Origin of the sequence: Coleofasciculus sp. FACHB-542, from assembly GCF_014695825.1 — a bacterium.
Taxonomy (GTDB): Bacteria; Cyanobacteriota; Cyanobacteriia; order Cyanobacteriales; family FACHB-T130; genus FACHB-T130.
The window spans coordinates 109,628-134,325 of record NZ_JACJPB010000026.1 but is presented as its reverse complement, the minus strand read 5'-3'; the positions used below and the strand labels follow the sequence as shown (position 1 = coordinate 134,325).

The 24,698-nt window shown below is 46.2% G+C and carries 25 protein-coding genes; 17 read left to right on the top strand and 8 right to left on the bottom strand.

The annotated features are described in order from the left end of the window. Positions 1 to 100 precede the first annotated feature (100 nt). Complete coding sequence (locus tag H6F52_RS08585; protein WP_190533729.1) at positions 101 to 997, top strand: alpha/beta fold hydrolase; 897 nt, start codon at positions 101 to 103, stop codon at positions 995 to 997. On the opposite strand, the gene H6F52_RS08580 is transcribed toward H6F52_RS08585, so the two are convergent. After that, complete coding sequence (locus H6F52_RS08580; RefSeq protein WP_190533726.1) at positions 991 to 1,149, bottom strand: hypothetical protein; 159 nt, start codon at positions 1,147 to 1,149, stop codon at positions 991 to 993. The two genes, H6F52_RS08585 and H6F52_RS08580, sit on opposite strands and share 7 nt — an antisense overlap. A 205-nt stretch (positions 1,150 to 1,354) precedes the next feature. Between H6F52_RS08580 and H6F52_RS08575 the strand changes: the two genes are divergently transcribed. Beyond that, positions 1,355 to 2,140 (top strand): DUF3891 family protein, encoded by a 786-nt coding sequence (locus tag H6F52_RS08575; protein WP_190533723.1) that lies wholly within the window; start codon positions 1,355 to 1,357, stop codon positions 2,138 to 2,140. Positions 2,141 to 2,403: 263 nt separating this feature from the next. Here the strand turns inward: H6F52_RS08575 and H6F52_RS08570 are convergent, their stop codons facing one another. Next, positions 2,404 to 2,964, bottom strand: a complete 561-nt coding sequence (locus H6F52_RS08570; RefSeq protein ID WP_190429736.1) for an opioid growth factor receptor-related protein — start codon at positions 2,962 to 2,964, stop codon at positions 2,404 to 2,406. Between the two features lie 343 nt (positions 2,965 to 3,307). Here H6F52_RS08570 and H6F52_RS25195 point away from each other — a divergent pair, with 343 nt between their 5' ends. From H6F52_RS25195 to H6F52_RS08535, 8 genes are all read left to right on the top strand, one after another. Further along, on the top strand, positions 3,308 to 3,505 hold the full coding sequence (locus tag H6F52_RS25195; protein WP_199300479.1) for a hypothetical protein: 198 nt from the start codon (positions 3,308 to 3,310) through the stop codon (positions 3,503 to 3,505). Position 3,506: 1 nt separating this feature from the next. Beyond that, positions 3,507 to 3,716, top strand: coding sequence for a pirin family protein (locus tag H6F52_RS25190; protein WP_199300478.1), 210 nt, complete (start codon positions 3,507 to 3,509; stop codon positions 3,714 to 3,716). Then, positions 3,713 to 4,603, top strand: coding sequence for a hypothetical protein (locus H6F52_RS08560; protein WP_190533719.1), 891 nt, complete (start codon positions 3,713 to 3,715; stop codon positions 4,601 to 4,603). The genes H6F52_RS25190 and H6F52_RS08560 overlap by 4 nt, the downstream gene beginning before the upstream one ends. A gap of 210 nt (positions 4,604 to 4,813) precedes the next feature. Continuing rightward, positions 4,814 to 5,524 (top strand): SDR family oxidoreductase, encoded by a 711-nt coding sequence (locus H6F52_RS08555; protein ID WP_190533717.1) that lies wholly within the window; start codon positions 4,814 to 4,816, stop codon positions 5,522 to 5,524. 286 nt (positions 5,525 to 5,810) lie between these two features. Continuing rightward, on the top strand, positions 5,811 to 6,683 hold the full coding sequence (locus H6F52_RS08550; protein WP_190533714.1) for an MBL fold metallo-hydrolase: 873 nt from the start codon (positions 5,811 to 5,813) through the stop codon (positions 6,681 to 6,683). A gap of 505 nt (positions 6,684 to 7,188) precedes the next feature. Then, the gene (locus tag H6F52_RS08545; RefSeq protein WP_190533710.1) at positions 7,189 to 7,821 is read left to right on the top strand and encodes a hypothetical protein; all 633 of its coding nucleotides are present in this window, start codon (positions 7,189 to 7,191) and stop codon (positions 7,819 to 7,821) included. A gap of 364 nt (positions 7,822 to 8,185) precedes the next feature. Continuing rightward, on the top strand, positions 8,186 to 10,120 hold the full coding sequence (locus H6F52_RS08540; protein ID WP_190533706.1) for an iron uptake porin: 1,935 nt from the start codon (positions 8,186 to 8,188) through the stop codon (positions 10,118 to 10,120). A 171-nt stretch (positions 10,121 to 10,291) separates the two neighbouring features. Next, a complete protein-coding gene (locus H6F52_RS08535) occupies positions 10,292 to 11,380 on the top strand; it encodes a hypothetical protein (RefSeq protein WP_190533703.1) in 1,089 nt (362 codons plus the stop codon). A 109-nt stretch (positions 11,381 to 11,489) separates the two neighbouring features. On the opposite strand, the gene H6F52_RS08530 is transcribed toward H6F52_RS08535, so the two are convergent. Further along, positions 11,490 to 13,178: an NAD(P)-binding protein gene (locus H6F52_RS08530; RefSeq protein WP_190533699.1), complete on the bottom strand. Its 1,689-nt coding sequence runs from the start codon at positions 13,176 to 13,178 to the stop codon at positions 11,490 to 11,492. 42 nt (positions 13,179 to 13,220) lie between these two features. Beyond that, positions 13,221 to 13,352, bottom strand: coding sequence for a hypothetical protein (locus H6F52_RS26050; protein WP_277877539.1), 132 nt, complete (start codon positions 13,350 to 13,352; stop codon positions 13,221 to 13,223). A gap of 430 nt (positions 13,353 to 13,782) precedes the next feature. Between H6F52_RS26050 and H6F52_RS08525 the strand changes: the two genes are divergently transcribed. Beyond that, entirely contained in the window at positions 13,783 to 14,199 is a 417-nt protein-coding gene (locus H6F52_RS08525) for a DCC1-like thiol-disulfide oxidoreductase family protein (protein WP_190533696.1), read from the top strand. A 331-nt stretch (positions 14,200 to 14,530) separates the two neighbouring features. Next, positions 14,531 to 15,031, top strand: coding sequence for a hypothetical protein (locus H6F52_RS08520; protein ID WP_190533692.1), 501 nt, complete (start codon positions 14,531 to 14,533; stop codon positions 15,029 to 15,031). A gap of 24 nt (positions 15,032 to 15,055) precedes the next feature. Here the strand turns inward: H6F52_RS08520 and H6F52_RS08515 are convergent, their stop codons facing one another. Then, on the bottom strand, positions 15,056 to 15,487 hold the full coding sequence (locus H6F52_RS08515; protein WP_190411960.1) for a hypothetical protein: 432 nt from the start codon (positions 15,485 to 15,487) through the stop codon (positions 15,056 to 15,058). A 437-nt stretch (positions 15,488 to 15,924) separates the two neighbouring features. Between H6F52_RS08515 and H6F52_RS08510 the strand changes: the two genes are divergently transcribed. The 5 genes from H6F52_RS08510 to H6F52_RS08490 all read left to right on the top strand — a co-directional run bounded on the left by H6F52_RS08510 (position 15,925) and on the right by H6F52_RS08490 (position 20,531). After that, positions 15,925 to 16,776 carry an alpha/beta fold hydrolase gene (locus tag H6F52_RS08510; RefSeq protein WP_190529229.1) on the top strand — a complete coding sequence of 284 codons (852 nt, stop codon included), beginning with the start codon at positions 15,925 to 15,927 and terminating at the stop codon, positions 16,774 to 16,776. A gap of 79 nt (positions 16,777 to 16,855) precedes the next feature. Continuing rightward, positions 16,856 to 17,326 (top strand): photosystem II protein PsbQ, encoded by a 471-nt coding sequence (gene psbQ / locus H6F52_RS08505; RefSeq protein WP_242033880.1) that lies wholly within the window; start codon positions 16,856 to 16,858, stop codon positions 17,324 to 17,326. 153 nt (positions 17,327 to 17,479) lie between these two features. After that, complete coding sequence (locus H6F52_RS08500; protein ID WP_190533689.1) at positions 17,480 to 18,577, top strand: FAD-dependent oxidoreductase; 1,098 nt, start codon at positions 17,480 to 17,482, stop codon at positions 18,575 to 18,577. Positions 18,578 to 18,613: 36 nt separating this feature from the next. Then, on the top strand, positions 18,614 to 19,963 hold the full coding sequence (locus tag H6F52_RS08495) for a glycoside hydrolase family 3 protein (protein WP_190533686.1): 1,350 nt from the start codon (positions 18,614 to 18,616) through the stop codon (positions 19,961 to 19,963). Between the two features lie 85 nt (positions 19,964 to 20,048). After that, a complete protein-coding gene (locus H6F52_RS08490) occupies positions 20,049 to 20,531 on the top strand; it encodes a hypothetical protein (RefSeq protein ID WP_190533683.1) in 483 nt (160 codons plus the stop codon). Between the two features lie 133 nt (positions 20,532 to 20,664). On the opposite strand, the gene H6F52_RS08485 is transcribed toward H6F52_RS08490, so the two are convergent. From H6F52_RS08485 to H6F52_RS08475, 3 genes are all read right to left on the bottom strand, one after another. Further along, positions 20,665 to 21,783 (bottom strand): phosphodiester glycosidase family protein, encoded by a 1,119-nt coding sequence (locus tag H6F52_RS08485; RefSeq protein WP_190533680.1) that lies wholly within the window; start codon positions 21,781 to 21,783, stop codon positions 20,665 to 20,667. A 161-nt stretch (positions 21,784 to 21,944) separates the two neighbouring features. After that, complete coding sequence (locus H6F52_RS08480; RefSeq protein WP_190533677.1) at positions 21,945 to 22,382, bottom strand: NUDIX hydrolase; 438 nt, start codon at positions 22,380 to 22,382, stop codon at positions 21,945 to 21,947. 138 nt (positions 22,383 to 22,520) lie between these two features. Next, positions 22,521 to 24,599 (bottom strand): prolyl oligopeptidase family serine peptidase, encoded by a 2,079-nt coding sequence (locus tag H6F52_RS08475; protein WP_190533675.1) that lies wholly within the window; start codon positions 24,597 to 24,599, stop codon positions 22,521 to 22,523. Positions 24,600 to 24,698 lie beyond the last annotated feature (99 nt).

The window sequence follows — 24,698 nt, the reverse complement described above, 5'->3', positions numbered from 1 at the left end:
GCGTGACTTTTCCAGTCGGTTAGATGTTCCCTGGTTTATCTCTTTTTAATGATAGAGACTATTACGATAGAAAAATAGTTAAGGAATCTTAATAATTATCGTGACGACTCAGCAGCTAAAAACAGAAAGCACTTTTGAAAAACTCAACTGGACTTGGCGCGGCTACCGGATTCAGTACACAGTCATGGGCACAGGTCGCCCTCTAGTGCTGATTCACGGCTTTGGCGCTTCCATTGGACACTGGCGCAAGAATATGCCAGTCCTCGCCGCTGAGGGCTACCGAGTATTTGCCCTAGATTTACTCGGATTCGGCGGTTCGGACAAGCCAGCCCTCGATTACACTCTCGAATTGTGGGAAGAACTACTCAAGGATTTCTGGGAAACTCATATTCAGGAACCGACAGTCTTTGTCGGCAACTCGATTGGGGCATTACTCAGCTTGATGGTAGTGGTGAATTCTCCAGAAATTTCCGCTGGTGGCGTGCTGATTAACTGCGCCGGGGGCTTGAATCATCGCCCTGATGAGCTGAATTTCCCCCTGCGGCTGGTGATGGGAGCCTTCACGAAGCTGGTCAGTTCCAAAGTCGCTGGCCCGTTCCTATTTAACCGCATCCGCCACAAAGATCGTCTCCGTCGCACGCTCAGACAGGTCTACGTGAACCCTGAAGCTATCACGGATGAACTGGTGGATATGCTTTACGATCCTTCTTGTGACACGGGCGCTCAGCAGGTTTTTGCCTCAATTCTCACGGCACCCCCTGGCCCTAGCCCAGCCGAGTTGTTGCCAAAAATACAACACCCGCTGCTGGTACTTTGGGGAGAAGATGACCCCTGGACGCCGATTAAAGGTGCGACGATTTATAAAGAGCTAAGTGAGAATGGGCAACCCGTGAAGGTTGTCGGCATTCCCAAAACGGGTCACTGTCCCCATGACGAACGACCGGACGTGGTGAATCCTTTGATTTTGGATTGGTTGGCGCAGCTGAGCAGTCAATAAAACTTAGTCAGTAAAACTTCTGGTTCAACTGTCGTTGCGCCGACTTGTGCATTTGAGGTGCTGAATTTAAGGTGCTGAATTTGAGGGAACGCGATCGCACTCGCTTCGAGATCGCGTCCCCTCGCGTCTGATTCACCTAAAGTTACATCCAACCTCTCCGATCCTTTCTTGCCTTCCTTGAAAAAAAAGGAAATTAGGATTACTCCATTCACCGCCGATCCCGTTCGTGGAAATCAATCTCGGAGCGGACAGACTCGTGGGGCGCGAGCGGTTTAAATGGATAAAGCACGGCTTGCTGTGATGAGGAGCATCCAACTCATCACGACTATAGTTAGGAAGATGCGGTAGGAACCATAAATGCTATATCGCAAAGAACCAGAGGGGCTGATAGCGATCGCGCAGCTTGCCCATGCGTGGGTATCGGGTCAATTGGCACAAGCGTGGGGAAATGAGTATTTTGGGAAGTTGGAACCTAGAAAAGAGGTTTGCTTAGGTGCCGAACAACATGATATTGGCTGGCTATCTTGGGAAAGGACGCCCACCTTCAACCCAAAAACTGGTTTGCCGCACAGTTTTACGGAATTACCGAGAAAAATCCATATAGATATCTGGTCAAAAGCCGGACAATTAGCGATCGCCCAAGGAAGATATCCAGCGCTGTTGGCTTCCCTGCACGGTACGCGCCTCTACGAGCATTACGACTCTAGTAACGACTCCGCAGAAGATATCCAGCTTGTGCAGGACTTCCTAGGGCGCGAACAGGCTTTCCAGAAGGAATTAATTGACTCCCTCCGCAACGATCCGGATTACGCACCCTACAGCACACCAGAAGCGATCGCCCGAAATCGGCAGTTAGTGGGAATCTGGGATTGCTTATCGCTGATCTTGTGCATGAAGTTAAGTAAAGAGCGTTCAGTAGAGAAGGTTCCCACCGCTGAGGGTGAAATTACCCTGAAGCTGACGCCACTAGCAGGCGATCCAACTCAGGTAGCGGTAAGCCCTTGGCCTTTTTCAGAGAATGCGGTGACGCTGGTTTGCGAAGGACGCTATCTATCGGAAACCTTCCCAGACGAGGAGACGATGCGGAACGCGATCGCGAAAGCACCTTGGGTGACGATTAAAACTCACCTGCATCCCGTGTAAGCACCGACTGGATTATGTAATTAATCGGTATTCATCAAAGCAACATATTGTGCTTACCCATAAAGAAGTCAGTAGGGGCAAATGCTTTGCCTATGCTGACTCTATATTTTGCTTTTTTTACCCAATATTCCTACTAGACTGGCTTTCAAGGAAGATGAAGATTGCCCGCTCTCTTATCCAAGGACAGGTAATTTTATTGTCGTTTTTCAGGAGAATGTTCGGGGTTCATTGCGACGCTCGTTTAGGCAATAAACCCCGAAAAATCAACTCATTTCAACTGCCCTTTTCCAAAAAGCATAAGTGTCACTTCCAATTTTTTGACTATCTTCTGAATAGATATCATCTAAACATTTTAAAAAAGCTTGGGCATAATTTTCTAATCCCAGAGTTGTCAAACATTTTAAAATCCTGGTAATCCGGAGGTAATTATGATTAAGAGGCTGAATCCAAGCCCTTTTTCTATCTTGATATTGGTCAGATTTGGTTATTTGAATATTATTGATGTTTCCTTCGTTGCATTTGAATCCGTAAAACCTGAGCATTATTTTAAATGACTTTTGCAGACGTGTTTTAAGTAAGGGATCTGTCCGAAAAGCTTGAACAATTTCATCATTTAGAACCAGTGCATTAGGGTTGTAGCCACTTTTATCTTTCAGGGGGAAAAGCCACTGAACATAGTCATGAATCCGTTCAAGTTTTTCGTAATTCCATGACCAAATCTCGTCGATCATCCGTCCTTCTGAATCAGGCTGTTGACTAAGATAGAAAGCCACAAGAGCCGGGGATGCTTTAGCAACCAATTCTTTGTCAGATGATTTTGCCATAAGTGTTCCTCTGCAATTAATCAAATGTTAACAATCTGGGAAATCAGCTAGATTCACGCTCATTCTAAAGCTGGCAGGGCGATAGAAAAGTCTATGAGTACTTTTGTTGCAAACGACCCTTTAGATCCGAGGAGATAACTAGAGTATTTAGCATTCCTCGTTATGGAACTATCTCGCTTTCCTCACAAAAGCTACAGTGCCTAGTAGCGCTAACAACAGTTATTAACTGTTGCCTTCATTACAATAACCGTTGATAATTTCAACAATGCCAATGTAGCTGCTAGCGTTAGGCGATCGCATGAACTGACATCCGTGTCTGACTACTCAAACCGAGGTGCAAGCGATGAGTCAAGATACGCTCAATTTAATCCACGACAGGCAAAATCGCGGTTATACCAAGCTAGGTTGGCTGGATAGCGATCGCACCTTTTCCTTAGGAGGTTTGCTTGACCCGGAGCCAATGAGATTTTGCACTCTCAGGCTGATTCACGAAGATAGAGTCTTAACCCAGTTTTGGTTTCGGTGCCCACAGCCATCATGACATGGAAATCCTCACCTACGTCCTAGAAGGTGCTATGGAGCATCAAGATAGCTTGGGGAATCGGACAGGTACTTATCCAGGAGACGCACAGATGATGAGTGCTGGCGCTGGCATCACCCACCGTGAATTTAATTTCTCTGAAACTAATCCCGTCTACTTTCCCCAAATTTGGATGATTTCCGATCCAGAAGAATTAGGTAAAAAACGATGACACAACCCATTCGCATTTTGCTCCAGACAACCATCCCGACAACAGAAGATGACTGGAGCATTTGGCGCTTCTCTTTGTTACGCGACTATCTCGCATCCCTGACAGATGAGGCGGGGAATCCCCTGTTTGAAGTAACGGAACGCGATCGCGTGTCAGATGCAGACGGCAACGACCCAATTTTAAGTACCCTCGACCGCTCGGATTTTGACCAGCTATGGCTATTTGCATTAGATACTGGCGAAGGTCTGACGGAAAAAGATTGTGCGGGAATTAATGCATTTCGCCGACGCGGTGGAGGTATCCTCACCACCCGCGATCATCAAGATATGGGTTGCTCCATGTACGGTCTGGGTGACATCGGCGCGATCCACTTTTTCAACACCAAAAATCCAGACCCCGACGAATCTCGCTGGTGCATTGACGACCCCTACACAACCTATATTTCCTGGCCTAACTATCATTCTGGGCGCAACGGCGACTATCAAAAAATAACCCCCACCGAACCCATTCACGAACTTCTACGCAATCCCAATTCACCTTCTGGATTAATCGAATATTTTCCCACCCATCCCCACGAGGGTGCAATCGGAGTTCCCACAGACGCAAAGAATGCTCGTGTGATTGCAATGGGCAAAAGCTTAATTACAGGTCGTCCCTTTAATCTGGCTGTTGTTATCGAAAGTGAAAAAGACACTGACGGCAATACCCTAGGGCGTGCAGTTGCTGCATCGAGTTTTCACCATTTTGTCGATTACAACTGGGACATCGAAAAAGGTTGTCCTAGCTTTGTGGATGAGGCTCCCGGCGATGGCATGAACCAAGAGCCACGCGCCCTAGAAAATATCAAGACTTATGTGCGTAATGTTGCTTTGTGGCTTGCGCCCTAATGCGTACAGGAAACTGTACCCGCGTTGCTAATTTTGCTTCTGTACGTTCATCCACCCATGACAAGAAATTAACCAGATTCTGAGCAACTTCCTAAGAAAGCTGCTGAGACTGCATTGATAAATCAGTCCTGAAATTTTTGCAGAACACTCAATAAAAGCAAAAAAGTCTAGAGTAGAAATAGAGGGAGCAGTGGAAGTATAGAAAATCCGATGAAGAAAGTCGCAATTGTCACGGGTGCCAATCGGGGGCTGGGTTTTGAAACTTGCCGACAACTCGCAAAGCAAGATATCCAAGTGATTCTGACCAGTCGTGACGAAGCACAGGGGAAAGCAGCCGTTGAGAAATTGCAAGCTGAAGGCTTAGATGTAGTTTCTCATCTGCTTGATGTCACCAGTGCAGAGAGTATTGAGCATCTTGCTCAGTTCATCCGCAATCAATTCGGGCGATTAGATATTCTAGTGAACAATGCTGGAATTGCTAGAGATCCTTTAGGAGATCCAGAGAGTAGTATCTTCAACACCAAGGTTAGTACCATCCACGAAACGATGGAGACGAATTTACACGGCCCATTACTGCTTTGCCAAGCATTAATTCCGCTGATGAAAGAGCATCAGTATGGGCGTGTTGTGAACGTATCATCGGGTGCAGGACAGTTATCCGACATGAACACTGGATTTCCCGCTTATCGAATGTCCAAAACCGCATTAAATGCCCTTACCCGGATTTTTGCAAATGAGTTGGAAGGCACCAATATTTTAGTGAATTCTGTGTGTCCTGGCTGGGTAAGAACCGATATGGGTGGCCCAAATGCTACCCGGTCTGTAGAGCAAGGGGTTGAAACAATTGTGTGGCTGGCTACTCTTCCAGATGATGGCCCCACGAGTGGTTTTTTCCGCGATCGCCAACCCATTGATTGGTAAGCACAATCGCATCCCATTTCTATATCTATTTGCTTTAGGTTAGACAGACGCGAGCAAGTGCGTTCCTACAATTTTTGTAGTCCCACCTTTAAAAGGGATGAGTAGCTTATTTTTATCATCTCTCTAAAGTTAGGTTTTTTGAACTAATGGACTCAAGTACAGGAAGTTGAACAATGTCGGCAAATTGATCTGCAAATTGAGCCTTTTCTATCTCCCTTTTTCGAGCTTCCACTTTAAGGCATTTATTTTGCACAAGATTTTTTTAAACAACCAATTAGGTTAGATTATGGCTCACTTAAATCAGCGTCACCCTGAAAATATTAGTGGCGATTTTTACGTTGATACGACTTGTATTGATTGCGATACTTGTCGTTGGATGACTCCAGAGGTGTTTTATCGCACCGATGAGCAGTCAGCAGTTTATCATCAGCCAGAAAATGAGGCTGAAAGATTAAAAGCAATGCAGGCTCTTTTGTCTTGTCCTACGGCTTCCATTGGGACTGTGGAGAAGCCAAAAGACGTTAAAGATGCTCAGCACAGTTTTCCAATTTTAGTCGCTGAAAATGTCTATCATTGCGGCTATCATGCTGAAAATTCCTATGGCGCTGCTAGCTATTTAATTGTGCGACCGGAAGGCAATGTGTTAGTTGATTCTCCCCGCTTTACGCCTCCTCTGGTGAAGCGGCTAGAGGAAATGGGAGAGATTCGCTATATGTATCTGACGCACCGAGATGATGTAGCGGATCATCAAAAGTATGCCGAGCATTTTGGGTGTCAGCGAATTCTCCACACCGACGAAATCTCTTCGGGTACTCGCAATGTGGAAATTCAGCTAACTGGCTTAGAGCCAGTACAGTTGGAGCCAGATTTGTTAATTATTCCAGTGCCCGGTCATACAAAAGGTCACACTGTTTTACTGTACAAAAATAAATTTCTGTTCACGGGAGATCATCTCGCTTGGTCGCCGAGTCTCAACCACCTGTATGCCTTCCGCAATGCCTGTTGGTACTCCTGGCCTGAATTGCTTAAATCAATGCGAAAACTGGCGAATTACTCCTTTGAGTGGGTGCTACCCGGTCACGGACGCCGATACCAGGCTGACGCCGAAACGATGCGCCAGCAGATGCAGCAGTGTATTACCTGGATGGAAGCGCGTTAGCGTTTTTTTGATTTCCCTTTTTGATTTCTCCACCGCCTCTTGAACAAGGGGGTTAAAAGCACAGCGCAGAAGAAAGATAGCGCCTAAATGTGTAACTTTTGACGTGAAAAGCTGATTTTGCAACGGCATTCTAACGGGGATTAAACAGATATCAAGCCCAAATCAAGCCCAAACCCTCTTTGTAAGGTAAGAATACGTCACGTGTTAATTGCCAAATACAGAATAGTGGAGAGATATGTATTTGGCAGTCAATACGCACCTATTAGTGGCACTCAGATGAGCTACCACAAATGTGTTTCACAAGAATTAGTGACTGGTGGCTTGCTGGAATAACAGTTACAAATTATAAAGAAAAGGCATCTTGTTGATGGCATAAGGTTTATCTGATTTTTACCGTTATTTTTTTGGTAAACCTAGTACAAAAACGGCTGTCTTAACGGGACTATAAAATGTCTAAGTCCCGTTACACGAAACTTAAGCAAACAAACAAGGAGCTAATATAACTATGAGTGGTCAACAACTTCTTCTTCAACTTGATAGGGTTTATTGTAGGGACGAAACAGGCGGTAAGTATGTTGAAAGAGCTGGAAACGATGAAATTTCATTAGCGGGCGTTGGGATTGACGCAACTGGGAAAACTGTCATGTTGTCCCCTTTCACCGTCTACAACAATTTTGATGACCGCGAGACGAAAAAATTCTCACCAGTAAAAACGCTTTTGACGCTGAACGTGCCGGATGGTGGGACGTTTCCCAAAACTTGCATTGGCGTTTTATTTCTTGCTGAGATTGATCAGGGCGGCTTCAAGGACTTTGTACAAAAAGCTTATACAAAGATTACTGAGGAGGTAGCAGCCAAAAAGCAGCAAGGTATGGGCAGGAGCCTCGCTCTTTCTAGTATCGCTGTGGGTCTCATCTGGGCGGAAGTCAAACCTAGCGTGACCAAGTATATAAAGGGTCTGATCGCGGCAGGGATCAGGGATGACGTGTTTCCTTCCCAAGAGGTCTCTCTAGAGATCCCTTCGGCTGACTTTTATTGGGGAGACGGAACTAAGCTGTCCCCGGAGGTAACGGTCGAATTCCGTGAACACGGCGGAGTGTACAACCTTACCTATTATTGGGAGATCCGGACAGTATAGAACGGACGTGGAGAAGGCATTTCGTGATCAATACTCAATGATTGCGAGATGCCTTTAGCGATCGCGCACTGTTTGGAATCTGCCTATCGGGACTTAGACAAAAACTGATAAAAAAATTGCTTCAAACCTAGACAGAGAAAGACTCTCAGCTCGAAAGAGCATAAATCCAGTATTCACAAGGGTTTCAGGCATTTTCTGGTCATCGACCTCTTTTCCTTGCTCAGAGAGGTTTTCAGCCGCTAAAGGGGCTAGAAAATGCCTAAGTCCCACTAACTGGGGTGCCGTTTTTTTGACTTGATTTCCTGAAGTTAGCAATTTCGGCTGTCAAAGGTAACGGCTATGTATCCAGAATGACTAGAATCTCATGAGCGACTTCAGCCTGGTAGTTGTCGGACTGTTAACTGCTGGGAAAAACTCTTCTGTGCCATCAGCAGTAATGCCTCAGCCATCCGAGCGATCGCGATCGCTAAATGCAACTGAGCCTCAACCCATTTTGCCCTCTTCTGTCACGGTTGAAGTCACGCAGCCAGAATTCTCAACTTCCAATCGCTTGACTTCTCACAGTCGCTTGGAGAACCTAACCCCCCGCCCCGTTCCCTCTATTGGTCAAGTGGCACGAAGTGCGGGAACGGGGAATAGGACTCCCCCCGCCTTGCAAGAGAGGGGTTGGGGCAAAGGTGTGTTGGCGGAAATGAGTTCTAGGAATGCCTCGGAACCAATACCCGCAGCAACTCAGCCGAACGATGCTGGCTTAGAAAATATCGCTGACGGCGATGAATCAGCCGATCCGATGAGTCAATTAACATCCGTCGATCAACTGACCGATGTTACTCCCGCAGATTGGAGTTACCAAGCCCTAAAAAACCTGACAGAACGGTATGGCCTCATCTCCGGCTACCCGGATGGCAGCTTTCGCGGCAACCGTTCCCTTAGCCGCTACGAATTTGCCGCCGCCCTCAATGCTGCCCTGGAAAAAATTTTCACGCAACCCCAAGGCATTCCTCAAGATGATTTAGCGACTCTGCAACGGCTTCAACAAGACTATGCTGCCGAACTAGCGGAAGTTAAAGGTCGAGTCGATAACTTAGAAAGTCGTACAGCACAGCTCGAAAATCACCAATTTTCTACCAATACTCGACTATTTGGGCAAGCAATTGTTGGCTTGCAGGGAAGCAATCAAGTAGATGTGGATTTGTTCCCCAGAGATGGGGTGCCGGAACGTTCTGGTAAAGCTCAGTTGACTCTAGCAAGTAACGTTCAACTGTCTCTGGCAACCTCCTTTACAGGACAGGATTTACTGCTGACGGGGCTTCAGGGTGGAAATCTCGCCTCTTCTGCACCCTTTGTCTTTACCAATATGGGTCGATTATCGACTGAGTTAGAAACTAACAACGACCTGGTTTTGAGCGACCTTTCCTATCGGTTTCCAGTCACGGATAACTTCGGCGTTATTGTTGGTCCGGCTGGTGTTAACCCTGCCAATACATTTCGCGGTATCAATCCTTTAGAAGGTTCGGGAGATGGTTCGATTTCCTTATTAGGTCAGCGCAACCCCATTCTGTCAATTGGCAACGGCACGGGCGGCATTGGATTTGACTGGCAAATTAACAAACGCCTGAGTTTACAAGCCGTCTACAGCGCTGAACTTCCTGGCTTTACCAGTAATAGCAGCCAAGGTGGACTATTTGGCGGTAGAACCAGTGCGGGCGTGCAGTTCACCATTGCACCTACAAATAATCTAGATATCGGGTTGCACTATATCTATTCACACTCTCCCGATGGTTTGCTGGGTATCGGCACCGGCGACAATCAACTCATTTCGCCCTTGGCACCGATTATTTCGCCATCGACTTCTTTTGCCTTTAATACTCACGCCGTGGGAGGGACTTTGGCTTGGCGCGTCAACCCTAGATTGACTTTAGGGACTTGGGGAGGGTGGACTTCTTCAGACCCGGTCAATCTTTCGGGTTCTGTGGAAACTACGAATTGGATGTTATTTTCTGCGTTTCCTGACTTGTTTGGTAGAGGAAATTTGGGGGGAATTTTGTTTGGACAGCCGCCGAAAATTACTTCCAGTACCTTGCCGGATGGCTTCAATCTTCCCAACTTTTTGACCAATTTGAGTGGGACGCCGGGAGGGCGTCGTGACACGGCTTTGCACCTAGAGCTGTTTTATCGAGCCAGATTGACGGATAACATTTTCCTGACTCCAGGGGTGTTGGTGGTTTTCAACCCCGACCATAATGCGGCAAATGACACGTTAGTAGTGGGAACGATGAGAGCAACTTTCCGGTTTTAAGGAGAAAAGCTAGTAAAAGCGAAAAAGCTCTGATAAATGAAATAACCCGTTGCGGTTTCGGCAAATTTACCCAGTATATGTGATTGAGTGAGGCACAAACTGGCGGAAGCTTTGCTTTGCCATGATGCGATCGCTCTATTTTTTGGCTAATACCAATCGGAAAGAATATTTATGCGATCGCTATCTTCCAAAACTCAGCTGAGTTTGAGCTTACTGATTAGCAGTAGTTTAACCGCTACGATCGTCGGCTTGGGAGCGAATGGGGCGTTTGCCCAAGTAACGATTAACAGTAATGGCACAGTCACAGGTACCTTTACCCTTCCCCCGGCTAACCCAAACTTCAACCAAAGCACGACTAGAGTTGACACCAATGCCGCAGGGCAATATTTCCGCAACGGCGTCCTCGTCTACACTGCACCCAATCCTGGCTATGTAGGAACCAAAGCCGATGGCACTCATTATGTAGACTTTCGTGGTATTCCCGTTGTCTCCACGAATGGAACGATTACCTCTCCGGTTCTAACTAGCGGCAATCTTCAACCCAAAAAGCAAACCGGGCAAGAAGGAACCACCTTATTTGGAACAATTCAGGATGAATTTGTCGCCAGAGGCTTCTGGGAAGGCGTTGTCACCGATCCAAAAACCGGGCAACAGTATCAAGGTGTATTTGAAATTAGGGGTCAAGGGCCTAGATATAGCGATGCCAATGGAGGCACCAGTCCCACAGTATTTGATTTTGGATCTGAATACAATTTCGGCAACAACTTGCCACCTACCGTGCCGAAACCGCTCCCTTCTTTTACTATCCCTGCCGGTGGTATGCCGGTGAAATTACAGGTGAAAGTGCCTGCGGATGCCGTCTTGATTAGTCCGACCCCAGCGCCAGCACCTGCCGCAGCACCTGCCCCAGCACCAGCGCCTGCCCCAGTACCCACTTCCTCAACACCCGCGCCAGCGCCAGCACCTGCCGCAGCACCTGCCACAGCACCTGCCCCAGCACCCGTCAGCAGTGGAGGAACCCCATCCCCATCACCATCCGGGACAAATGTGCCTCCCTCACTCTTCAGCCGCAATGACTCTACTGCGGTCAATCATGTGGTCTTAGATTCCACGACAGCCACAACCAGTTGTACGCCCAATCAAGGCAGCAACTCAACTAATGTCTCGTCCTCTGTCAACGAGCAGACGGCAGGATGTCTCATGGAGCTGACGACATCTGAGCAACCCATTGGGCCTCGGAGTCGAGTGCTGCTGCGTTAATCTAAGACTCTATCAACGTTAATTTGATGCTTTGTAGGGACGCAGGGCTGTACGTCCCTACAAAGCGTCAAAACATAATTGACTAAAGCTTCTAGCTAGTACAGACTCATCAAGTGGCTAGAAGTTGAGAAGGCTTCACGCGCCACAATTGCTCTAGTCGATTTGCTGGCATCGTCAAATACAAAATATCGCCAGGACTGAGGCAAGTTTCCAAAACATCCCAGCCGTGAATCGTTTGACAGTTGGTTTCGATATACAAAGGTACAAAGTCGGCGTCCATTGCCGATTCTTGAACGCGCTTGCCACAAAACGGATGCCCTGGTGTAATCATGGTGGCTAAGGCGATCCAAAGACTATCGCCAGTTATCCCATTACCTAAAATTCGTCCTCCTAAAGCCGCTGCGGCAAAGGAAGGTGCGGCTAATTCAGTCGGACTCAACACGGCATCAAATTCAAATACCTTTTGCGCTTGGGATGCAAAGTGGGGGTCTTGATTCCGCACCACGACGGCTAACTTTGGTGCAATCCCTTTGGCGCTAAGGGCAATCTCTAAATTCGCCATATCGTCGCTGGTAACAGCTAAGAGGGCGTCTGCTTTTTCCACATTGGCAGCTTTTAGGGTGGTAGATAAACTGGCATCTCCTTGAATTACGGGCACTTTCAAAGCGCGAACGGTGTTGAGAAAGCGATTGTTGGCGTCCCGTTCGATGACAACTACCTCATGTCCGTGGGTATGGAGTTGGTTGACGATTTGAACTCCGATACCACCGAGTCCGCACACAATGTAGTGACTTCGCCCTGGAACTCGTGCGGCGTCCCAAAATTGTTTGAACCGGGTGCCTAAAACAAAATCGTTGAGGAGAGCATAGCAAATCCCGATTACACCGGCACCAAGCAGCATCATCATTGCGGTAAAGATTTTAATGCTGTCGGGTGCGTGTTCTGCGACTTTCTCGTTACCACCGGCACCTGTAATCATGCCAACCGAAAAATAAAGGGAGTCAACGACAGATATTTTTGCATCGACACAAACATAAGTGAGGGTGGCAACAAAAACGGTGATCAGGAGGACTAGGGTAACAACTGCTATCGGTTGACCGTATTGCGGAAACTGTTGGAAGTTGGTCAGGACTTTGAAAAGTTTCGGAAGTACGGGTTTGCCGGAGGTGCGGACGCTGGGTTGGGTACCAACAATTAAGCGATCGCCTGCTTGTAACAGTTGCCCATACACGACGGCAGAAATGAGATCCATCTCACCATCTACCGGCAAATAATAAATCAGCATCCGAGAACGGTCATCCCACAAGTCAGCTAACTTGCGACCGATCCAAGGATGCACTTCATCGATATATTCTTCGTGGATGGGCCAAGTTTGGTTAAACAGCCGCAACTGTCCAATCGCTCGACTTCCTAAGGCGGCAAAGGCAAACACGGGCGCGGCTAGGGCAGCAACGCTCATGGTGACGTGATCTGCAAGCGTCTGGTTAAGGCGATCGCCTAAGCTCGTATTAAACAACCGATTGATAATCCGAATCTGAGGATTGAGAACTCTTGCCTGGGTAAGAATCGCTAAGTTCAGCGCCTCGTCTTCCCCAGCCAGCACTAACGTTTGGGCTTCCTGAATCCCCGCTGCTTTTAGAGTAGAAGCTGCCCGTAATTCTCCAATTACGACATCATAATCTTCACCCGGAATCGATTCGGCATGAATGCCAATCACGCTGGCTCCCTGCTGTCTTAGCAAGGAAAATATTTTATACCCAGTCAAACCTAAGCCACAGACAATAATTTTGGGTTTCATCCCGCCTAATCACTGCCTAAATATTCGTGCAATTGAATATTCTTACTGAGTTCCGCTCAAAGGACTGTAGCCGTATACACCGCTAAGACATTGCTTGTCTTCAGGCGGTTGGAACGATCGCTGAATACACCATGCAGGCGATCGCGCTGTGAAATTTTTTAGATTTAGCACCACTTACGATAACTCGCCAAGAAAATCTGTCAAAAAATCGATTTCTTTGCGGGTTTTGGAGCTAATTGAGAATAGTGCAAGATGTCAAACTCAGTTCTTTTTTGCGCTGTTGCGCGTACGGATTGCTTGGTATGGCTACCTATTTTTTTCGGCTTTTCCTGGGGAACTTTAGCTCTAATGACTATTTATGGGTTAGTTTCAAGACTAGGTCTTCCCTTCGAGAGAATTAGCAACCTGGTATATTAGGTTATCCTAGTAATTCTCTAGAAATTGGCTCGACTGCGTCGTAGCCGATACCGTCAAGTTAGTGGATATCAAAGGATGTATCTTCCTTATTCAAATGTTGAGTCATTGAAGTTAAATCAACTCTACAGCTTAGATATACGCTCCGAAAGTATGCCTCAAATTAATTATAAAAAAATCTGTTAACTCAATGACTTACCACGTAATTTATGACGGCAACTGTAATCTCTGCGTCACCCTTGTGCAACTGCTGGAAAGTTTAGATAAGGGGCAGATGTTTCAGTACATCCCGATGCAAGATATAGAAGCCCTCAAGCACTTTGGAATTACATCCCAAGATTGTGAAATGGGAATGATCTTGATTGATGCCGATACGCCTGAGAGACGGTGGCAGGGAAGTGATGCAGCAGAAGAAATTGGGCGATTGTTGCCAATGGGGAGCGTATTTGTGGATGCATATCGAGCTTTACCGGGGGTGAAGTGGATGGGCGATCGCACTTACGAACAAATCCGCGATAACCGTTACACCATCTTTGGCAAACGTTCTTCTACTTATCAATCTAGTTACCCAGCTAGTTTTTGTTCTACGGGATGTGTTACTGAATAAGAACTCACAAAAACATTTGGTGGGAAACTGAAAACGATCGCCCAAACAAGGCAACACCCTAAAAGTAGAGGGGAAGCATTGGGATACTCTCGCCAAAGCTTTCCTTCCCCAGGTAGACGCTAGGCAGTAGTTTTCGTTTTTAAAATAATAGTTAGCTATCGCTGTCCTGTTGCGAAAAGTCGCCGCTTAAAAGCTGGTGGCTTGGTTTTACAATTGCTGGCTTGGGGCGGTGATTTAACAAGGGCGGGAAAAAAGCTTTATCAAGGTTTGATCGGGGGGTTATCTACTGCTGTAGCGACTAGCTGCGAAGTAGATTTAGGAGATTTGGGCAATGAACAAGAGATTTACGAATAATTGGGTTGCCGATAGAACAAAGAGCTTTTCCGAAGGATTTTGCAACAGTGGCGGCGCGATCGCATTAGCGCTGCTTGCCATGCTTCTTCCTGGTTGCGTAGCTGTCCAGAAAGAAGCGGCTGCCCCTGAACCTACCACAGCCGTTGAAAAAGTTGCTCAAAACACGGATCAACTGATCGGTCAGACAGTGACGGTCAGTGGCGAAGTTGAAGAAATTATTGGTCCCAAAGCGTTTCAGTTAGAAGACGACAAAATATTCAGTGGCGAAAAAGTGTTGGTTTTGAATGCAGTTTCTGCCACAGTTCCGATCGCTGAAGGTAAGAATGTTACGGTGACAGGGCAAGTTCGGAAATTCGTCCTGGATGATTTTGAGAAAGAGTACAACTTAACGAATGATTTAAATGTAAAGAAGAAAATGGAAGCCGAATTTGAAGGCAAGCCGGTAGTCATTGCTCAGACAACCCAAGTTATCGAGTAATTCCTTAGGGATTACCCATTCGACTTAAGCGATTTCTTCGCTGTTGAACAGTTCAAATATTTGCCGACAAAAGTGCTTCAGCTTTTCTCCTACTTCAGGCACTGGCTGGGATTCTCCAACAAACTGCCACTCCTCTACGGTCGAGAGTAGCCACTGTTTGCCTTTATGGTCAAAACCTGCTAATTCGACACCGATAGCACGGCGAATCCCAGTCACGGGGTCTTCGTAAAAGCGAATCTGTACCAAGATGCTGCGGCTTTGAAATAAGCGACTTCTGCCCGGAAAATGGAAGCCGATATCAATTGAATCCGGATCGACTAACTCTCTAGTATCCGGGTCGTTTGCCCAAGGTTTTAAATCTGCTCTTGCATCAGGAAACTCAGATTTGTAGAGATTGACAACAGCAGCAATCTTACTAGCGACTTGTATGTTTGTGGCCTGTTCAGCTGCATTCACTTCGCTTGGGTTCCCCTAAACTTGCGCTTTTTCAGTTGTTTTGGCGTTTAAATATAACAGGATGTTCTCTATTTCGCAACTTGGTAGAGCATCCTTCTTTAAGTTTATTCATTGAGGCGATAAGAATGGTAAATTTGGATACTATACAAGTCCGATTCTTTAAGGTATATTTAAATAATAGAAATATGTGCATTTTTTAAAATTGCGGTTAAATGTCCATTATAAAGAATTGAGATATAGAATAAATATAAACTACAAATAATATACCAGAAAAAATTGCTAAATTATCATGAAATTCTTGAAATTCTAATATTTCAACAGCAGAATTGTAGATGCAATTTTAACCAGAATACTAAAATTAAAACTTGACTTGCTTTGCCGGAGATTCCCGCTTTTGCGGTAAGCTCAAGCAACCGGGAGATGTGCAGGCAAAGATAGTGTCAACCAATGAGCAATTAATCAAGATCGGTTCCTTGGAATGGTTTTACCGAGAAGAGAATCCGATTGGTAGAAGTGATAACCTGCCAGTTCTGCTGCTGCACGGGTTGCCGTCGCAGAGTTATAGCTGGAGCGGGGTCATGCCCGGATTAGCAGAGAAAGGGTATAGAGCGATCGCGCCTGACTGGATTGGTTTTGGCTTCTCGGCGAAACCAGAGCGGCGGGACTTTGCGTATACACCCGATACCTTCATCAACGCACTAGCAGAATTCATCCAACACCTGGAAATCGAGCGATTCTATCTGGTTGTTCAGGGATTTTTGGGTTCTGTGGGACTCCAGTACGCCCTGCGTCATCCAGACAAAATCGAGCGCTTGGTTATCCTCAATACACCTGTGGCAACGACTGCCAAGCTGCCTTGGAAGATTCAACAACTGGGTCTGCCTTTTGTCGGCGATATGATGACGCAAGACCCGCTCTTGGTGGACAGAACCTTAGAAGGTGGTAGCCGCTACGTCATCCCAGATAAGGATTTAGACGTTTACCGCCGTCCCTACCTCAAAAGTTCGGATGCGGGGCGAAGTCTCCTGTACACCGTGCGGAATCTCCAGCTTCAGCAGTCGATGGCAGAAATAGAATCCGGTTTTCAAAGCTGGACGCAGCCAACTTTAATTGCCTGGGGGATGAAAGACCCCTGGCTTCCCTTCACTCAAGCGCAACAGCTGGCGAGTTCCATCCAGAGGGCAGAAATCATGAAGATGGAAGAAGTCGGGCATTATCCTCAAGACCATTGGTCGGACAAAGTCAGCGATGCGATTCAAGGGTTTCTGCGTCGTCAGGCAATTGGATAATGGGTGATATCATCTCTTTTTCTCTTCTCCTCTCGCGTTTTCCCGATTTTTCTCTAAAATAACAGGGGAAATTTGATTCATGGTTTCAAAAAATAGCATGATGGCACGTTATCGGTCTATTTTGGGTTTAATTTTGGCAGTGGTAGCCACATTTATGATTAGTTGCGGTAGTGCGACTGCGGCAACGAAATCGGCTCCTAGCTACACGGCGGCTCAGATTGAGCAGATTCAGCAATCGCTTCCGGGAATTCAAGAACAGCGCGATCGCCTTAACACATTGCAAACCTTCATCCAACAACGGCGATGGGTAGATGTGGGTACATTTATTCACGGGCCACTAGGAGATTTGCGACGGAATATGAACCGTGTGGCGGATAGCTTGGCTCCTAAGGACAAACAGGCGGCGCGTCAAGCAGCAAAAGATTTGTTCAGCGATCTGGTCAGAATCGATCAGGCTGCGAAAGAGGCGGATTATCAGCAAGCGGTGACAAATTTCCGCTCTGTATTGCAAGAGTTCGACGCCTTTATGAACTTGATTCCGAAGGCATAGCCAATTAAGGGGTAATTGGGAAAAAGTTATTAGTCCTGGGTCATTTGTCATGAGTTCGTTGCTACTGACTCAGAATTCAGGGCTGATCGTCATTACCGATTACCCCGTTACCGATTACCCATTTCTCATGCGCTCTTTCTGATGCGCTCTCAGATGAGTCAGGTTGTAATTATTGGATGCGGCGTTGTTGGGGCTGCGATCGCTTATGAACTCAGTCTAATTCCAGGGCTAACAATTACAGTCTTGGACAAGCAACCACCCGCACAAGCCGCCACTGGCGCTGCATTGGGCGTCTTGATGGGCGCGATCAGTCACAAAATTAAGGGCAATGCCTGGAAAATGCGGCAGGCTAGCATCCAGCGCTATGAAACCCTGATTCCAGAGCTAGAAGCGCTTTTAAACCGTCAGATCCCCTTCAACCGCCAGGGAATTCTGATGCTCTGCTTTGCCGGTGAAGATTTATCTCGTTGGGAAAAACTGGTGGAAATTCGCCACACTCAAGGCTGGCACCTAGAAATTTGGGACGCCGCCCAACTCCAGTCTCGCTGTCCTCAGTTGAGTCATGAGATAATCGGCGCGATTTATTCTCCCCAAGATCGGCAACTCGACCCGGTTGCTCTGACTTTAGCGCTGGTTGATGCTGCCCAACGCAACGGCGTTACCTTTAAATTTGGCGTCACCGTTTTAGAAGAGGAAGCAACAAATACGGACGTTCGCCACATTCAAACAACCGCAGGGCAAGTTGATGTTGATTGGTTAATTGTGGCAGCGGGGCTTGGTTCCACCCCACTCACAGCGTCTTTAAAACAACCGATTGATATTCGCCCGGTATTGGGACAAGCGTTGCACTTGCGCCTAGCGCAGCCAATGGGGCGTGCAGATTTCCAGCCGACAATTACAGGCAATGATGTCCACATTGTGCCCGTAACGGACATAGAATACTGGGTCGGCGCGACGGTGGAGTTTCCCAACAATGGGGATGAGATAGTGGCAGATGCAGCACTTTTGGAGAAGGTGAAACAGCAAGCGATCGCTTTTTGCCCAAGTCTAGAAGAAGCCACAATCCTTAAAACTTGGTCGGGATTGCGTCCCCGCCCCGAAGGACGCCCCGCCCCTGTTATCGGTCTTCTGCCCGGTTACAGCAATGTTCTTCTCGCCACAGGTCACTATCGCAACGGCGTTTTACTCGCACCCGCCACCGCCCAAGCGATTCGGGAACTGATTGAGCGATCGCTCAATCAAGATAAATAATCGTCAAACTATGTCTAGTTTTGCTTTTTTGTTTAAATGGTTAATTTACTTAAAATACTTAAAGTATTTTTAGCGATCGCACTTCAATTCCTTGCCTTTAATTTAAGAGCGCCTTTCCTCCCAAGCATAAAGTTTTATTTATTTTTAGGTTTAATCGCAATCAATTTAGCTTTGATTTTTACTGAAATCAAAGCCTTTACTCCCTCGAAGCTCAAAAAAAATTTTTTAAATAAAACAATCCTAGTGATTGCTTGCCTAAGTCTTTTTACAGCTTTAACAGTTGAAATAAGATTCAATTTACTGAAACAAAGTGTATTCCACGCCAACCCATCCCAAATAGAAAAGCTGGGTCAGCACTTTATTATTGGCTATCGAGACTTAAATGAAGTAAAGAAGCTAGTTTCTAAAAAAGCCATAGGCGGTATATTTCTCACAACCAGAAATATTAGAAATAAAACCCAAGAAGATATCAAGCAAGAAATTAGTGCTTTGCAGGAGATTCGCCGCAGTCAAGGTTTATCTCCTTTATGGATAGCGACCGATCAAGAAGGGGGTGTAGTATCTCGATTATCTCCCCCTCTAACCCAATTGCCTCAATTATCAAAAGTTATTTCTGAGTCGGCAAATATAGAACAAGCAAAAGAGAAAGTCATCAAGTATGCCAAAACTCAGGCAAGTGAGCTATCTACAATTGGAATCAATCTAAATTTTGCCCCTGTGTTGGATTTAAACAAAGGAGTGATTAATCCAAACGATAAATTTTCTAAAATTTATAAGCGCGCTATTTCATCTGATAAAAAAGTCGTTGAAAAATTTGCTTTGTTATATTGTCAGACGTTAGAGGCTAATGGGGTTAGATGTACGATTAAGCATTTTCCGGGATTGGGAAGAGTAGAGACCGACACCCATCTTGAAAGTGCAGAATTGCATACTTCAGTGAATGAATTAGCGCAGGATGACTGGGTACCTTTCCGGACATTAATGAGTAATTCTCAGGCTTTTACAATGTTGGGTCATGCTAAATTGATGGCGGTAGATGCTGAACATCCCGTCTCCTTTTCCCAGAGAGTAATTAGCATGATTAGAAATGATTGGCAACAGGATGGGGTTTTAATCACTGACGATTTTTGTATGTATGCAGTTTACAACAGTCAAGATGGTTTGAGAAATGCTACCGTCAAGGCGCTGAATGCCGGAGCCGATTTGATATTGATTGCTTACGATCGCGATTTATATTATGAAGCGATGGATGCTTTAATCAAAGCTGATAATAAGCACCAATTAGAGAATGAACTGCTAATAAAAAGTAGCAGCAGGTTAGAGCAAACCAAAAAGACTCTCTATGGATTGCCCACAGGGTTGCAGCTAAGTGGAACAAACGGGTGAGATTAGAGGCGGCGTTAGCGAGGTGTTTGCTGTATATTAATAAATTTAAATAATAGAGCAAAACTTTAGCACTTCAGCCGTCAATATGTCTAGCAAGCCTCTAGGAAAACCCCGTCCCCTCTGGCAAGTGATTCTTTTATCGATTATTACCCTAATGCTGTATTACGGTTGGTATAAGTGGATAATCCAAGAAGAATTACGTCGCTATAAAGGTTATGGTTGGTCAGGAACTTTATGCTTAGCGCCTTTTGTCTTGGGGGTAGCAGTTCCCCAACTATTGCGTATATTCGATCCTGATGTTCCTGGCTGGTTTGGTTGGTTTTCCTTGCTGGGAATTGCCTGGATTTACATTGTGCAGTTCAGACTCTATAAAACTGTAAACGAACTCTACAGCGAAGCTGGAATGAAAGAACCACTGATTGTCTGGTGGATTTTTGTACCAGGTTTAAATCTAATTGTTGGCTTGAGACAAATTCACTTTTTAAGTGAGTATTGGGCAAGTAAACAAGGGATAAGTGTTAACGATCCGCTTGCTGAGAGTATTCCTTTTCTCTCTGCGAATGCTTAACGCTGTACAAAAGATAAATCTAAAGAGGAAGCTGATAAAGCAATCCTATTTTAGGGGTGAGATGCTAGTGCTTCAGCTCCCCGACTTCCTGGAGAAGTCGGGTAATCTCTCCTTCACGAATCATTTGGGACGGCTATAAAGGAATCGAGGGGCGATCGCCTGCTTGAAAGCGTTGCCAAGATGTTTTCAAAGCTGAAGGAGCAGGATAATTAGTGTCATAAACAACAATTACATTCGTCAGGTTCCGTCCTGCGGGAAGTAAAATTCTTCCATTATGAGCTAAAGCTTCTGAAGCACCACCATCCAAATTCATTGCTTCAATACAGCCAATTGCTTTCATAATGTTGGCTTCTTGTTGTAAAGATAGACTAGCAAGAAAAGAAATTAAAAATAACTGTTTTCGATTCGCTGGAAACCCAATCGCAGTCCGATATCCTACACCGAGAACATGAGGATCGGCAAAGCCTTCTGATTGCGGCGAGATAGAAATTTTTCCTTGTTTAATCAGTCTTGGTCCGCAAGTAATTGAAAACCAGTGTTGACCCCAATTCGGCTGTCCTTCTGTTCGGGCGGTAATCATTTCTAATTGATTACCTGCTTTAATCCCCAAGGTAGTCCCATAATTTTCCCAGCGGCTGTATTTCAGAAATCTGCCAGCAGCCACCATGTTACCCATCACCCACTTCTGGTTACTTTTATCAAAAAAGGTGCCATTGGCTACCACAGCAGCCTTCTGACGCGCTACCAACTTGGCAAAAGGTTCATCACCATTGCTCACCGTTGGCCCGTTTGCATAAGTTGCATTATTTGCTAATCCCAGAGTGATGAAAGTTTCGGGGTCAGAGAGGTCAATGGTGGTTTGATAAAAAGACACCCCAGCCACTGTTTTTTGGGTAACTTGTACGGGTTTTCCTCTAGCAACAGCGGGATTTACTTTGGTTTTGGAGGATGGTTGAGATGGTTTAGAAGTGGTGCTGGTTTTTGGAGTTGGCGAAGGTAAAGGCTCAGGAGAAACGCTACTTATTGGGGTTGGCGTACTACTGGGTAGAGGTTTTTGAGCGACTCCGTTTTGAGACTCCCAGAAAGCGATCGCTTTCTCCCATAACTGACGAACGAGACTAGCAAAATTGGAGCGGTTTTGGGGAATTGAGAAGAATTCGGTTAAAAATTGAGCAAGTGCCAAACCTACTAAAAATAAAAAAGTGCGCCGCAGCATTTTACGGCAACCATTGGGTTGTTTTCGATCTGGCATAACTTCGCTTACTTCTCGTCTAGCGACTAAATATTGAGCGATGGGAGTAGAGCGATCGCGTGCATCAACAAGAGCGATCGCTTTACTCAGTTTTAGCAGAAGCCGCGATTTTCAAAGATTCCTGAAAAATACCTACACCTTAGCCCCATCAACGATTCAGGCTATTCGAGAGGTGATTGTAGAGTGAATAAGGTATCGGCGAAAGTCATGAAAATGCGTTTGAGTTCGGCTTCCTCAACGCGCTTAACCGCTTGTTTCACACTCACCCACTGTCGCTTTCTAAAGCTAGCTTCGGGCCAAACTTCCAACACCGTTTTCACCTGCATTAAAAATACCTCAACCCGGCAGGTGCCTCCCCCTTTTTGATACTCGTAAGTCCCCATCAAAGTCGGTAGCACCTGACCGATGATCCCCGCCTCTTCCCAGGCTTCTTTGGCTGCCGAAGTTTGCGGGGTCATAAACGGCTCAATCATTCCTTTAGGAATCACCCAGCGTTTGCCTGTTGAGGAAGTGATCAACAAAACTTCGATTTTTCCGTTTTTGATGCGATAGGGGATGACCGCCGATTGCTGATAACGCTGGGCTGATTTTAGATTCATGGAACTTATCTTTTTTGGCGATGTTTGATAGGGGATTGCTCCTTGGATTTGCTCTTCAAACCAGGCAGATAATGACTGATGATTGAGTGAGATAGCAATCGATTTGAGTTGAGCGATCGCTCTCGCGCATCCGCGCCGCTACGCGAACACCTCCCGCACCAGGAAAGCCCACCGATCCGCAACTTCCTCAATAATCTTAGTCGTTGGCTTCCCAGCCCCATGTCCCGCTTTAGTCTCAATTCTAATTAATACGGGTGCAACACCTGTATGAGCTGCTTGCAAAGCGGCAGCAAACTTGAAACTGTGGGCAGGCACCACCCGATCGTCATGATCCGCTGTTGTAATCATCGTGGCTGGATAAGAGGTCCCAGGTTTGAGGTTGTGCAGCGGCGAATAGGCATAAAGCGCGTTGAACTCCTCCGGGTTTTCCGGAGAACCATAATCCGAAGTCCAAGCCCAGCCAATCGTGAATTTATGGAAGCGCAGCATATCCATCACTCCCACCGCTGGCAGTGCCGCACCGAATAAATCCGGACGCTGAGTCATACACGCACCCACCAACAATCCCCCATTACTGCCGCCGCCGATCGCAAGTTTGGCTGGGGTTGTGTAGCCGTTGGCAATCAGCCACTCCGCTGCCGCAATGAAATCATCAAAGACATTTTGCTTATTCAGCTTCGTTCCTGCCTGGTGCCACTCCTCTCCATACTCGCCGCCGCCGCGCAAATTAGGGACGGCATAGACACCACCCATCTCCATCCACACCAGACTGCCAACCGAGAAACTAGGCGTCAGGGAGACGTTAAAACCGCCGTAGCCATAGAGATAAGTAGGGTTGCTTCCATCTAGTTGCAGCCCTTTTTTGTAGGTGATAAACATGGGCAGATGGGTGCCATCTTTGCTGCGATAAAATATCTGCTTTGTCTTGTAATCATCAGGGTTGAAATCAACTTTCGGTTGACGAAAAATTGTACTTTCACCACTAACCATGTCGTAGCGGTAAATAGTGGCAGGTGTGGTAAAACTGGTGAAGCTATAGAAAGTTTCCGTATCGTAGCGTTTACCGCCAAAACCTCCAGCCGAACCAATTCCCGGTAACTCAACTTCCCGCACAAAGGAGCCGTTCAGCTCAAAGATTTTAATCTGAGTCCGGGCATCTTTTAGATATTCAGTCACAAACTGATTATTGAGGATTCCCACACCTTCGAGGACTTCTTCCGCCTGCGGGATGATTTCTTGCCATTCCTCCTTACTTACTGGAGAGGAGGGAAGATTGAAGGTATCAATTGCGATCGCGCGACCGCGAGGCGCATCTAAGTCAGTGCGAAACCAGAAGATTGAGCCATCATTGTCGATAAAACTATAGCTAGCTTCAAACTCACTAATGAGTTCTATAACTTCAGCGTTTGGATCGGTTAAATCTTTATAGAAAATCAGATTTTTGGGGTCAGTTCCCTTCCAAACGCTGATAATCAGATAACGTCCATCTTCGGTAACGCCACCGCTAAATCCCCATTCTTTTTGGTCAGGGCGCTGATAAACCAGGACATCCTCGGACTGTGGCTTACCCAGCTGATGGTAGAAAAGTTTTTGATAGTAATTAACGTCTTCTAATTTGGTTGTTTCGTTCGGTTCATCGTAGCGGCTATAGAAAAAGCCTTGGTTGTCTTTAGTCCAAGACGCGCCAGAGAATTTAATCCATTTGAGATGATCGGAAAGGTCTTCGCCCGTCTCAACATCGCGTACCTTCCATTCTTGCCAATCTGAACCAGAGGTGGATAAACCATACGCCATCAAATTCCCATCTTCGCTGATAGCAATACCTGACAGAGCAATAGTGCCATCCTCTGAAAGTTTATTGGGATCTAGCAAAACTTTTGGCTCGCCATCCAGGGACGTTAATGTATAGAGAACGCTTTGATTTTGCAAGCCGTTGTTTTTGAAATAGAAGTAGCGATCGCCTTCTTTAAACGGAAGACTATATTTTTCGTAGTCCCACAGTTGTGTTAGCCGTTGCTTAATTTTTTCCCGAACCGGAATTTCATTTAAATAGCTAAAAGTAACTTGATTTTGAGCCTCAACCCAAGCCTTAGTTTCATCCGAGTCCGGATCTTCTAGCCAACGGTAAGGGTCAGATACCTTTGTCCCGTGATAGTCATCAACCTGATCGACTTTTTGGCTAGTGGGATAAGTGAGGGGTTTATCTGGATACAACATAGGGTTGGACTCTTGGCAACACTGTCCAGTCTAGCGCCAGATTTGGTTGAGAAGAGGGCGATCGCTCCCTTCCCAATCCAGTTTGCATGGGCAATTCTT